Consider the following 12,687-nt stretch of genomic DNA (forward strand, 5'->3'; position numbering starts at 1 on the left):
ATGAATTTGCCCACTAATAGCCGCACGATATTTTTTAATATCCTTAATGCCGCCGCCACCCAGCTGCCGGGGTTACATAACCTTTCGGACGCCGGTGCTGGTGCCGATTTGATGCACCTTACCCCAACTCGCGATAGCGAAATGATTGTGGCGGGAGCGGCCTCGACCCTACTGCCGGGGCTAGGTAAACCGTCGGCACTGGTGGCCAAAGGGTTGCTGGATAATGGCGGGATCAGCCCTTCGGTGTTAACCCACGGGCTACTGCAGGCACTGCAGCAAGCGGGCTTTACCGTAGCGTTTCGCAGCTACAACTTTGGGGTGCAGTGCCCAGATGCAGTGCCACAACCGTGGTGGCAAGATTGCCAGCATTTTGGTGGTATCGATGCCGATACCGACACCCTGATCACAGAGCAACTTATCCCTAACCTCACTGCGCAAGCAAAGCAGGGAATTAACATCATTGCTGAGTGCGGCGTTGGTGGCACCACCTTCTCAACCTTTTGGTTGCGGCTGCTTACCGGTTTGCCATTAAGTCCGGCAGGCAGCACCACCGATCCAGATAAGTTACGCAAGAAAGCGCACCTGCTGGCGGAGATTGAGCAAAGTTACGCTGCGGCACAGGCGGGTTTTTGCGTTGACACGCTGCTGGCTGATAGACGCTTTCACGACCCGATTCAACGCAGCATCTATCGATTACTGCGCGCCTGGCCAGAGGCGCTGCATAAGCCGATTTTGGCCGGCGGCATGATGTTTATTGCGCCACTGCTGGCAGCAGCCAAGCAGGGCAGCAACGTTGATGGCATTGACGTTGCGACCACCCGTTGGGTTATGGACGGCGAGGGCGCTCAAGTGATGCCTTTTCTGCCCAATGGGGTGGCGCTAGGGTTGAATCAAACCGATTTCAATCAGGCCAAGGCGCCCTGTTTGCATCGATACGAACAAGGACAAGTTGTTGAAGGCTGTGGTTTGGGCGGCTGCTTAGTATTGGCAGAGCAACTTGGACTCTCATCAGCACAGATTATTGCCGCACTAGACCACGCTGCTGCGGCTCACATCGACCGAATATCTAAGAGTAACCATGTCTAATAATAAATTAATGATTCAAGGCACCACTAGCGACGCAGGTAAAAGCGTAATGGTGGCGGGTTTAGGGCGAGTGCTTGCCCGTAAAGGAGTAAAGGTTGCTCCGTTTAAATCGCAGAATATGGCGCTCAACAGCGCGGTAACCATTGACGGTGGCGAGATTGGTCGCGCCCAAGCGGTACAAGCACAAGCCTGTGGCTTGGCGCCGCACGTTGATATGAACCCAGTGCTGCTAAAGCCCAATACCGATACCGGTGCGCAGGTAATCGTGTGCGGTAAAGCCTTAAAAGATATGGATGCTGTTACCTACCACAAGTTTAAACCTGAGCTGCTGCAGATTGTATTAGACAGCTTTGAGCGCCTTGGCCAAGGCATGGATATACGCTTGGTTGAGGGGGCCGGTAGCCCAGCAGAGGTAAACCTGCGCGACAGTGACATCGCCAACATGGGCTTTGCTGAAGCGGCAAACTGCCCAGTGGTGATTGTGGCAGATATTGACCGTGGCGGTGTGTTTGCTCACCTTTATGGCACCTATGCGTTGTTGTCTGAATCGGAGCAGCAGTTGGTGCAAGGGTTTATCATCAACCGCTTTCGTGGCGACGTGAGCTTACTTACCTCTGGGCTTGAATGGCTTGAACAGAAAACCGGTGTGCCAGTGTTGGGGGTGGTGCCATACCTGCATGGTTTATATCTGGAATCAGAAGACGCCATCAATGTGGCGCAAACCGCTGACGATGCAACCTTTACCGTAGTGGTTCCGGGGCTGCCGCGGATCAGCAACCACACCGATTTCGATGCATTGCGATTACACCCGCAGGTTAACTTGGTGTTTGTTCGCCCGAACGAGCCGTTGCCAGCAGCGGATCTGATTATTTTGCCGGGCTCTAAGAGCGTACGTGGTGACTTAGCGGCACTGCGACAGCAGGGCTGGGACAAACAGATTGAGCGCCACCTGCGCTTTGGCGGCAAGGTGCTGGGCATTTGTGGCGGCTATCAAATGCTGGGTAAACGGATCCACGATCCACTTGGAATTGAAGGCGAGCCGGGCAGTAGCGACGGCCTTGGTTACCTAGATACCGAAACCACCTTAGCGGAAAACAAAACCCTCAAGCAGGTAACCGGTACCTTGTCGCTTGAAGGCAAACAAGCTGAGCTATTGGGCTATGAAATTCACGCCGGCGTTACCACCGTTAACGGCGAGCAACCGTTTGTACTGGCGGGCGTAAATGATGGTGCCATCAGCGACGATAACCAAGTAATTGGTGGCTATCTCCACGGTGTGTTTGATAAAACCGAAGCCTGTGAACTGTTGCTGAGCTGGGCTGGTTTAACCAACTCTGTTGCACCAGATATGGACGCCATGCGCGAAGCGGGTATCGATCGCTTAGCGGATGCCTTAGAGCAATCTCTAGATCTAGAGCGGATGTTCCCAGGGGTAGCCAAATGGTAAGCGCTCATTGCCCAGCGTTGATGATCACCGCGCCGCAAAGTGACAGCGGTAAGACCACTGTTGTTGCTGCCATGGCGCGCTACTGGCGCAACCAAGGCAAGGTGGTGCGGGTATTTAAGACTGGGCCTGATTTTATCGATCCCAAGTTTCACGAGTTCGCCAGTGGCGCCCCCTGCCATCAGTTAGATTTAACCATGATGGGAGCCGCCGCTTGTCGCCGCCACCTGCACGCCGCTGCTCAGCAAGCGGATCTAATTCTAATTGAGGGTGTAATGGGCATGTACGACGGCCCATCATCCAGTGCCAAATTAGCACAGCAGTTTGGGGTGCCGCTGTTAGCGGTAATCAACGCCGCTAAGATGGCTCAAACCTTTGGTGCTATTGCTCATGGCCTTGCTACCTACCAAAGCGGGGTTGATCTGTTTGGGGTTGTGGCCAACCGGGTTGGCAGTGCAGGCCACGGCAAGATGCTGCAAGACAGTTTGCCTGAGTCCATCGCTTTTTGTGGTTGGTTGCCTCGCAGTGAGGCGTTAGCGCTGCCAGAGCGTCACCTTGGTTTGGTGCAAGCCGACGAGATGGAACAGCTTGATTGCTGGCTTGATGGTGCCGCCAAGTTGCTTAGCGAAAGCTGCGACATGCCGTTGCCGCAACCAGTAGAGTTTGCGCCGCAACAACCATGCCCCCAGCGCTTAGCTAACGCCACTGCGTTGGCGGGCAAAACCATTGCGGTTGCCCAGGATCTAGCCTTTGGCTTTATCTATCACGACAACCTAGCGCTACTGCGTGATATGGGCGCTCAGCTGAGCTTTTTCTCACCGCTAAGCAGCAACGCTTTGCCTCAAGCGGATGCGCTTTATCTGCCCGGTGGTTACCCAGAGCTGCACCAACAACAGTTGTTGGCCAATACTGCCCTTATCGACCAGATCCGTCAGTTTGCCGCAAGCAATAAACCGATTGTGGCCGAGTGCGGTGGCATGCTCTATCTGCTCGATGAGTTAACCGATATCGACGGGGTGAGCAGCAAGATGTTGGGGCTATTGCCGGGCAAAGCCGCGATGCAGCCGAAATTGCAAGGCATAGGCATGCTTACCGCCACCTTTAGCGGTGACGACAACGGCGTTGGCGCTGGTGCGGTTAACGGCCACTGTTTTCACTACTCCAAAACCGATATAGCGGTTGCGCCGCTAACCATTGCTAAGCAGCCCCATTCTGCTCGGGTAGAGGAGGGGGTGTATCAACACGGTTCAATCCTCGCTTCCTACGTGCATTGGTATTTTGGCAGCTGCCCACAGCTAGTGGCGCAGTGGTTTGGCGCCAGTGCAACCCAAGGTGATGGCAAATGAAACAATGGCTGCTAACGCTGTTAACGGCGATGGGCTTTCTAACCCGCTTACGGATGCCGCAATGGGTGCCGTTTGATCCTGCCTCGGTTGCGCAGTCTGCCCGTTGGTTTCCGGCGGTTGGTTTGCTGGTTGGTGCCATTGGCGCGGCGCTACTGCTGCTATTAGCCCCTTTGGTTGGCCATGCGCTTGCTGTGCTGTTGTCATTGGTAACGATGATGTTAGTTACTGGGGCATTCCATGAGGATGGCTTAGCAGACTTGTGCGACGGCTTTTGGGGCGCATGGCAGCGGCAACGCAAGCTTGAGATTATGAAAGACAGCATGATCGGCACCTACGGGGTGTTGGCCTTGATTGTTGCGGTGGCGTTTAAGCTTACCGCCTTAATGCAACTGAGCACTGAGCAAGCGGCGCTAGCGTTGCTGGTAGTGCATGGCGGTTCGCGGGTGGTTGCTGGCTGGCTTCCTCGTTGGCTCGATTACGCCCGCAGTGGTGACAACAAAACCCCGCAACGCACTCGTACCTTGTCTCGTTGCGATTGGGTGTTGCTAACCACGGTTGGCACCTTGCCATTGTGGTGGCTTAGTGCGGCTGCTGCCGGGGTGCTTATTGCCACTTGGTTGGTTACCTACCTGCTAATGCGCCAGCTGATGAAATCTCATATTGGCGGTTATACCGGCGACACCCTAGGCGCCACCCAACAGGTAGCGGAGATCACCGGTTTACTAGCGCTGTGCGCCATTTACCTGCACTAAATCAATTAAAGCGGCACTGGCAAATAACGCCGTTGCTGCGGTAACAGTTTAAGAGAACAACATGAAAAATAGCGAAGCCCGACGCCTAAAACAGAAAGCCAATGTAGAGGCTGCGGTGGCATCGGCCACCATTGAGAAAGGCATTTTGTTGATCATTACCGGTAATGGCAAAGGCAAAACCACCGCGGGTTTTGGAACTGCCGTGCGTGCGTTAGGCCACGACCAAAAGGTAGCGGTGGTGCAGTTTGTTAAAGGTAACGGTGAGTGCGGTGAGCGCAACCTACTAACCAAGCTTGATGTGCCGTTTCACACCATGAATACCGGCTTTAGCTGGAATAGCGAAGACATTGAACAAGACAAAGCTAAAGCCCGTGAAGCGTGGCAACAGGCGCAACAGTGGTTGGCAGATCCGACTATTGATCTGCTGTTGTTGGATGAGCTGACCTACATGGTGACTTGGGGCTTCTTAGAGCTGGATAGCATCCTCACTGCCTTGCGCGAGCGCCCTAGTGAGATGTCGGTGGTGATTACCGGCCGTGCTGCCCACCGAGAGCTTAAAGCGCTGGCAGATACCGTCAGTGAGGTTCGCTCTGAAAAACACGCCTTTGAAAGCAAGATTGCCGCCCGTAAAGGCGTTGATTTTTAACCACTGCGATATAAAACAAGGGGTGTGCGATGCCACGTCTGTTGCCGTTACTTGCCACATTAGTGCTTAGCCTTACGGCCAGCATTAGCAGTGCCAAAGAGTTGCCTACCATTGCGGCATTGTCGCCCCATTCAGTAGAGATGCTGTATGAGATTGGCGCCGGCGGGCAGATTATCGCCACCGTTGATTACGCCGATTATCCGGCGGCGGCAAATCAGATCTTGCGCGTTGGCAACTATAACCAACTGAACATTGAAGCGTTGATGTTGTTGCAGCCAGATTTGATTGTTATCTCAAAGCAGAGCACCGCCGATCTGCTGTTGCAGCAGCTTGTGCAACTGCGGATCCCGATTGTGGATACCTCGGTAACCAGCATCGACCAAGTTGCACAGCGCATGGCGCAGCTTGGCGAGGTAACCGGCCACCCGCAACAAGCAGATAGGGTAGCTGAAGCGTTTCGGCAGAAGTTGGCGCAATTACGCCAGCGCTACAGTAACCAACAACCGATAACGGTGTTCTACCAAATATGGCCAGAGCCGTTAACCACGGTCTCTAGCGGTTGGATCACTTCGCTGCTTAGTGATTGCAGTGCTGAAAACGTGTTTGCTGGTGCTGCGGCGGAGTATCCGCAAGTTAGTATTGAACAGGTGTTGGTGAAGTCGCCGCAGTTGATTCTAGAGCCAGAGGCCCACGGCAGCGCGCGCCAAAACGTTATTCAGTGGCAAGATTGGCCGGAGATCCCAGCGGTAAAACATCAATTAATGGTGAAGCTGCCACGGGACTTAGTTAATCGCACCGGCCCACGGGTGTTGGCAGGTATGGCTGAGATTTGCCAAGCGGTGCAACGAGCGCGGCATAGCTATGCTGGCGTCGTTAACGCAACTGGAGCAAGCCGATGAAACAGCTGCTAAATGTTTGCGTGTCGCCACAACCGGGGCATCTACTGGAAGACTGGCCAGCAGCAAAGCAATGGTTGGCGACCCACGGCATGGATGGTTACGAAATCTACCCCTACGGCGATGTTGATGTTGCCACCATTCCGACCGAGCAGGTTGGTGGCTTGCACCTTAGCTTCAACACCAACCTTAGACCGTTTTGGCAGCAGGATAATGCCCAGCTGCTAAAGCTGTTTGATAGCCAACAAAACATCATTACTTTTTTCGGCTGTAACAGCCCCGACGAGCTGGTTGCCAGCTATCGCAAGCAGTTCGATCTTGCTGAGGATTGTGGCGCCCCTTATGTGGTGTTTCATCCGGTTGATTGCAATCTAGAGAACCTCTTTGACCAGCAGTTTCCGTGGCACTGGCGCGACACCATGGTATTGATGGCTGAACTGCTAAACGCCGCCCTTAAAGGCAGCCGCTTCAGTGGCAAACTGTTGTTTGAAAACCTGTGGTGGCCGGGCAGTTTCCGCTTAGATGATCGCTGTGAGTACGACTTGTTGCGGCACTTGGTGAATTACGACAACTGTGGGCTGTGCTTTGATACCGGCCACATGATGGCAACCAATTCAGGTTTACGCACTGAACAAGCGGGCATTGATTGGTTAATGGAGCGCATGGTGCAGCTTGATCTACAGCGCGAGATTGAAACGGTACACCTTAACTGCAGTTTGAACGGCGCATACATTGAGCAGAGCAAGCTAACTCGGCAGCCATACCAGCACTGCAACGATTTTTGGCAACGCTTGGATGTGGCACTTAAGCACGTTAGCCAAATTGATAACCACGGCCCGTTTGCGCAAGCCAACATAGCGCCGCTGCTTGAGCTTATTGCGCCAAATCATCTAGTGCATGAGTTACGGCAAGACTCGTTAGCACTTTGGGGGGAAGCGATTGCAGTGCAGCGAACCGCGTTGGCACAGCAGCTGCCCCTTAGCGGGCAAGATAACCAGTTTGTTGCCTAAACCGCCGTGTAGTCTGGGGCGCAATTAGTAGCGTAACTAATTGCGCGATCTACCCCGCTCTAATACAACCAAAACGGGCGCTATCTTAACGATAGCGCCCGTTTTATTTGGCTGTGTACCAACTAAGTGTTGCTCTTGCCAAGGCTGTTAACGCACTGACTAAGTGAGTCGCGATACAGAGGGTAAGGCACTACTGCCGTTGATCTGCTGCCGCATTGGAGCAGTTCAGCGAAGCGTTTTGGACTGCAATTAAGGCAAGGGGGATTCCAAAGGGGGCGAAGCTCCCCCCTAATGCATACAAGAATGTGCCGTCGCCACCGCGACATAACCCCCTAATGCATACAAGAATGTGCCGTCACCACCGCAACATAACCCCTAAGAGTACTGTAATCGGTACCGCCGAAGGCTTGATATAAACCTCAACAGCTAACTACGCCACAATCTTTTATTTGGCACCCCAGCGGCTTAACTAATGCTTAGGTAATAGCAGGGCAATAGGTGAGCAATCACTGCGGTGCCAAGGCCGATTACAGGAATAATCGGAAACCCAGAGCGTACTGGTTATCACCATTGCGATCGTCACCGGTGCTGACGTTGTATTCGGTGTAGATCATGGTGTTTGCGCTTAACAACTGATGCACACCAACGGTTACGAACGACTCGTTCCATTCGCCGTCACCGTCGTCGGCATAGTCGCCACCATAGTTGGAGCTTACGTCAACATCGCCGTCTGACTCTAACTGGCGGTACGACACAAAGGCGGTAGTATTGCTTTTAAAACCGTAAGAACCAATGGCTTCAAAACCGATGCTGTCACCGGCGAAGCGAATGCCAGCTTCGGTGTTGGTGCCTTGTTGGTAAGCCGCTGCCACGTACAAGCCCTTACTCCATTTACCGTAGGCTGCACTTAGCTGCCACGACTCGAGGGTATCTTGGTGTTTAGACAGATCAATTATGGTTGCACCGTATAGCTCGTAATCTTCAATTACATCGCCACCGACATAAGCGATGCCCACTCGCGCTTGGTCGTATTGGTAGATAAGGCTGCCACCAACACGGGAATCCAAGGCGCCATTTTCACCTTGCCACTGTACCCCAGCACTTAAGCGACCTTTTTCACCTAGAGCGATGTTATTACGGTACTGAATAACTTGATCTGCACGGCCCATACCGGTGTCGTCGCCAGCGGTGTCGTTGCTGTAGATCCCCAGTTGATCCGAGGTAAACGCAATGGTTACGTCAGTCCACCATGCCACATCGTAGTAAGTAGACCACTCTTTACCAGCGGAAAGGCGGCCGTAGCTGTCGTGTTTTACCGCCAAGTAACCAAGACGGGTAGTCCAGCTGTTACCGCCTTCATCCATATTAAAACCAGACTCGATTTTGCCTTCAACCGTAAAGCCTTCGCCCATATCGCGTGTTAAAGCGAGGTTTACTCGCGGCGAGTTAGCATTTAGCTCGGTAGAATCATCGATGCCTTGATACCAATCGTAGTTACTCAGTTGTACCGACAGGTGGCCGCCCAAAGTTACTTTATTTACGCCATCGTCGACCAACTCCATAGCTTGAGAGGGGAGGGACATAGCGGCAAGAACGGCAATAAACAGCGTTGAGCGTTTCATGAATAGGTTTAAATCCAATCTAAAATAGTTATATGAGGTAAAAGCCAAGCGGTAATCGACAACGAATATCTAAATAGACTCTGTATTCAGGTAATCCATTTGTTAAATATTTGTCAAAGTAACCAATTCTGGCAGGCAATTAATTGCCACAGAATATAGATGTGTTGTTGGCTAATAAAAAAGAGCTGCGATTCTATCACCAAATAAAATTTATATTGCTGTGAATTAATACATAGTTGGTTACTTTTGTAGCGTAGTGCGCGAATTAACTTCAGCCACTGTGCAATAATTGACCGGCGCTAAATCTACGTTAGTTATAATGCTAGCCAATATTAACGCTGGGTAAGTGTGTTCCTATGGGAACAAATATGACCATAAGATGAGGTTAATTAAAATAAGCTCACCTTGCGCATAGCCAATTATCTAATCAATCGCTGCAATATAGGCTAAAACGCAGGTTGAAGCTTTGGCTGCTTGCGCCATTAAATTAACCAGCCATTAATTCGGATAGGGTTCGGCGTAGTTAACTACAGGCACACTCTAGGTGGCCTTGGTAACGCCTAGTTACACTTAGTGGTGCGATTAATGCGGAATGATGCGCTGGTGATTAGGAGTGAGTATAGCCAACCAATATGCCTTATAGTAATATGTATGACATTTGACGGAGTATGAGAATAACATTGATGTTTGGACCATTATTTAATTCTATTGCCATTGTTGGCGGTGGGCTATTTGGCAGTACGTTAGCTAAGCATATCCCTAAGCGGATAGAGCAAGGCCTACCTGCCACCTTTGCGTTGTCTGCATTTGCTATTGGCATAACCATGTTAGGCAAAGTGGATAATATGCTGCCGGTGGTGATGGCATTTATTATAGGTACCGCTTTAGGGGAGTTTCTCCGCCTTGAAAACGCCGCAGGTAGTGGCGCGCAAAGGTTACAGAGCCGGCTTAAAAAGCGCTTACCGTTGCCTCGTGGTTTATCTCAAACCGAATTTTCGATGCAATATACCTCACTTATTGTGTTGTTTAGTGCCAGTGGCCTTGGGGTTATAGGTGCCTTAACGGAAGGGCTTACCGGCGACAACCAGCTGTTGATGATGAAGTCACTTATGGATTTTCTGACCGCAATGATTTTCGCCATCAGCTTAGGCTCGAGCATTATCTTTATTGCCGTAATTCAATTTGTGGTGCAAACCGTGCTGTTTTTGTTAGCGCAAACCATTATGCCTTTGATGGACGGCGCAACATTTGCCAATTTTACCGCACTCGGCGGCATCATCATGGTAGCCATAGGGTTGCGAATTGCTAAGATCATGGATTTTTCAGTAGTAAACTACCTTCCTGGGCTGATCCTCGTTGTGCCGTTTAGCATTGGTTGGGCGCATCTAGGTTTTAGTTAACTGCGGTTAGTTAGATAGCACTCTAATTTGGCATCTCACCAAGGCGAACCCAGCCAGCTGCAAGCTTGCAACAATTCTGAATCCCCGCAGTGGCCAAGCTAACACCGAGTAGCGGCGGCTTTCGCCTTGTTCAATTAATCGCCCCTATTTGGCGTTGGCGCTAGTGGATTGGCGCAGGGATTCAAAATTAGCCTATCGCTATCTATCCAGCTAACTCATGCAATTCAGCTAACTCACACAATCCAACTAACTCATGTAATCCAACTAACTCATGTAACCCAGCCACCTTTAAGGGTATTCCTTCTATCAATTATGCCAATGCGCTGTTACTGCAATTGGCGCAACCATCTGTGTGGCTCGGCAGCCGCCCCCTTACAGCGCACTATAAAACCCCATCGCTAGCATAGTTTGACTAAATCAGATGACAATTAGTTGAAAAACTTGATTTCGAATATGTTTCGCACTCAAAAAGGCATGTAGGCTGGCAACAATGAAACAGCGGCACACGGTTTGGCCCAATACGGCGTTAATTGCAGTTGCGACTTTAACGCGGCGAGGTAATTAACGTGTTGTGGCGTGGTTTACGCAAGAAAAACGGATTTTTGGCGGCGGTGATTTGGGTAAGGCATTGAATGTTAAATACAATTGACGAAGGTAAGATTTTGCCTGAATGTGCATACAATGCCCGAAGCATCGTGTGTTACAAAGCCTCGCGCATCATAATAAGCTGTTATAAGCACTTCTAGAGGTTATAACTTGAAGCTAGATTTTGAAAAATATACGAAAGTTGAATCAGGTTATTTAATGATACCGCGACCTCGAGAAGAGTTAAAAAAATACCTTGATATTTATGATCGTTTTTGTGGTGTTATTTACATGCTTGCAAAAGTTGGTGGAGACTCAGATAAATTTATAATAAGTACAGAAGCGAAGAATACGGTTCACATACGAGCTGCTTTATCTGAGTTTGTTGGTATTGAAGAGTATATAAAAGAGACGTATCCAAATTTGCCTAAAATTAACTATCGAATTTATAAATCATTAAATCCAATATTCCATATGATAAAGCTACTTAGAAATTATAATATTCACTTATCTCATAGCACGCTACAGAAAAAATCAATGATGGTAAAAACATTGGTTGATGAAAGTCAGGAATTTGAAATTCAAGTAGATTATATTTCCAATCTTTCAGTTTCAGAGCTTCGTCGTTTATCTAGTGCAAGAGATTACAGCGATACACAATTAGAAAAAATGGTTGAGTTTTTTAATAAAGAGCAACATGAATTTGGTGTTACAACATTATTTATGAAAGCTGCACTGGATTATTCTGAGCAAATTGAAAAGATCCTTATGCTCCATGAATGTAAGCCGAATTATGGTTAACAAGTGCTTATAACAAGGCAATCAAATCGGACGCATTACGGTTGTCGCGGTTTTTGCTAAAAACAAAAAGCCGGCAAAAACAGCGCCAACCTACGCGCCGTTATGTGCTACCACAACTTGAACACTTCAACAACATGAGGATTATTTAGAAGTACATGTCAGAAGAAAAATTAGTTGAATACAGAAAAAAACTCGATGAAGACGAAGGGCTTCAAGGCAAAAGAAAATTACTTGTAGGTCTTTCCATTCTGATGCTTGTCATAAATTTTACTGGGGCAACATTCAAGGAAGCAAATACATTTATATTTAAAATCGAATTTACAAATCAATCAGGACTTAGCTACTTTCTTTTGTTAGCTGTAGTTTTCCTTCTGATTCGTTATTACACTTATGCTCATCATTACCACGACGAGTTATATAAATTGTGGTCAAGTCGAATGCTAAAGGATCGTAAAATCTTTCATTATCACTATGAAGCAGAAAGAGTCGATGGTCTACTTGCAAACGCAGTAAATGTTTGGGGTGGCGATGAGCCTGGAATTCAAGCATCTAAATACCACGTTTCAGGTATTTTTAAACGTGGTTTGTTATATCCAACAGAACATCATCATGAAGATGGTGTTGATGAATATGAAGAACTTATTTCTCTGACGAATTTTACAAGTGATTGGCGCAGAGAGGATTATCTAAAGTTACTTACATATGAGTTTAAATATCAGTGTGCAGCATTCTTCAAATACAGAGAGAATCTGGATTTAGTTGGTCCATATTTCCTCGGAGTTGCAGCCCTTATATTAACGATATGGAAGCTGGGCTTATTAAGCTCACTTTTATAATCAGGCACATAACAAGCAAATCCAGGTGACGCCTACGGCGCACCTGATTTGGGCGTTATTTTATTGCCAGTGGTTCATGTGGTTTATTTTGTCTATAGTTGAAATTATGGGTTTGTTTTAATAAAAATATTATGTCGAAAACTGAAATTTTGAAATCGAAGCTAATTGGTTTAGTCAGTGAACTGAATGAATCGAACAACCTAAGGTTAGAGTTTAATCAGCAAGCTAAAATCCTTGCTAATATGAGTATCTCTGGTGCTAAT

General features: G+C 49.1%; 11 protein-coding genes. 10 read left to right on the forward strand and 1 reads right to left on the reverse strand.

What is annotated here, in order from left to right; genetic code table 11:
* The 7 genes from HER31_RS04800 (at position 1) to HER31_RS04830 (ending at position 7,180) form a co-directional block, all read left to right on the forward strand.
* The gene (locus HER31_RS04800; RefSeq protein ID WP_168659529.1) at positions 1–1,086 is read left to right on the forward strand and encodes a nicotinate-nucleotide--dimethylbenzimidazole phosphoribosyltransferase family protein; all 1,086 of its coding nucleotides are present in this window, start codon (positions 1–3) and stop codon (positions 1,084–1,086) included.
* On the forward strand, positions 1,079–2,533 hold the full coding sequence (locus HER31_RS04805) for a cobyric acid synthase (RefSeq protein ID WP_168659530.1): 1,455 nt from the start codon (positions 1,079–1,081) through the stop codon (positions 2,531–2,533). The genes HER31_RS04800 and HER31_RS04805 overlap by 8 nt, the downstream gene beginning before the upstream one ends.
* Positions 2,527–3,876 carry a cobyrinic acid a,c-diamide synthase CobB gene (locus tag HER31_RS04810; protein ID WP_168659531.1) on the forward strand — a complete coding sequence of 450 codons (1,350 nt, stop codon included), beginning with the start codon at positions 2,527–2,529 and terminating at the stop codon, positions 3,874–3,876. Before HER31_RS04805 ends, HER31_RS04810 begins: the two co-directional genes overlap by 7 nt.
* Positions 3,873–4,628: an adenosylcobinamide-GDP ribazoletransferase gene (cobS, locus tag HER31_RS04815; RefSeq protein ID WP_168659532.1), complete on the forward strand. Its 756-nt coding sequence runs from the start codon at positions 3,873–3,875 to the stop codon at positions 4,626–4,628. The genes HER31_RS04810 and cobS overlap by 4 nt, the downstream gene beginning before the upstream one ends.
* 61 nt (positions 4,629–4,689) lie before the next feature.
* Positions 4,690–5,274, forward strand: coding sequence for a cob(I)yrinic acid a,c-diamide adenosyltransferase (cobO, locus tag HER31_RS04820; RefSeq protein ID WP_168659533.1), 585 nt, complete (start codon positions 4,690–4,692; stop codon positions 5,272–5,274).
* Positions 5,275–5,303: 29 nt separating this feature from the next.
* A complete protein-coding gene (locus HER31_RS04825; protein ID WP_168659534.1) occupies positions 5,304–6,173 on the forward strand; it encodes a cobalamin-binding protein in 870 nt (289 codons plus the stop codon).
* Complete coding sequence (locus tag HER31_RS04830) at positions 6,170–7,180, forward strand: TIM barrel protein (protein WP_168659535.1); 1,011 nt, start codon at positions 6,170–6,172, stop codon at positions 7,178–7,180. The genes HER31_RS04825 and HER31_RS04830 overlap by 4 nt, the downstream gene beginning before the upstream one ends.
* Before the next feature lie 527 nt (positions 7,181–7,707).
* On the opposite strand, the gene HER31_RS04835 is transcribed toward HER31_RS04830, so the two are convergent.
* Positions 7,708–8,802, reverse strand: coding sequence for a porin (locus tag HER31_RS04835; RefSeq protein WP_168659536.1), 1,095 nt, complete (start codon positions 8,800–8,802; stop codon positions 7,708–7,710).
* A gap of 683 nt (positions 8,803–9,485) precedes the next feature.
* Here HER31_RS04835 and HER31_RS04840 point away from each other — a divergent pair.
* From HER31_RS04840 to HER31_RS04850, 3 genes are all read left to right on the forward strand, one after another.
* On the forward strand, positions 9,486–10,202 hold the full coding sequence (locus tag HER31_RS04840; RefSeq protein WP_168659537.1) for a DUF554 domain-containing protein: 717 nt from the start codon (positions 9,486–9,488) through the stop codon (positions 10,200–10,202).
* 756 nt (positions 10,203–10,958) lie between these two features.
* The gene (locus HER31_RS04845; protein ID WP_168659538.1) at positions 10,959–11,588 is read left to right on the forward strand and encodes a hypothetical protein; all 630 of its coding nucleotides are present in this window, start codon (positions 10,959–10,961) and stop codon (positions 11,586–11,588) included.
* Between the two features lie 155 nt (positions 11,589–11,743).
* Entirely contained in the window at positions 11,744–12,424 is a 681-nt protein-coding gene (locus HER31_RS04850; RefSeq protein WP_168659539.1) for a hypothetical protein, read from the forward strand.
* Positions 12,425–12,687 lie beyond the last annotated feature (263 nt).

The organism is Ferrimonas lipolytica (assembly GCF_012295575.1).
Taxonomy (GTDB): Bacteria; Pseudomonadota; Gammaproteobacteria; order Enterobacterales; family Shewanellaceae; genus Ferrimonas; species Ferrimonas lipolytica.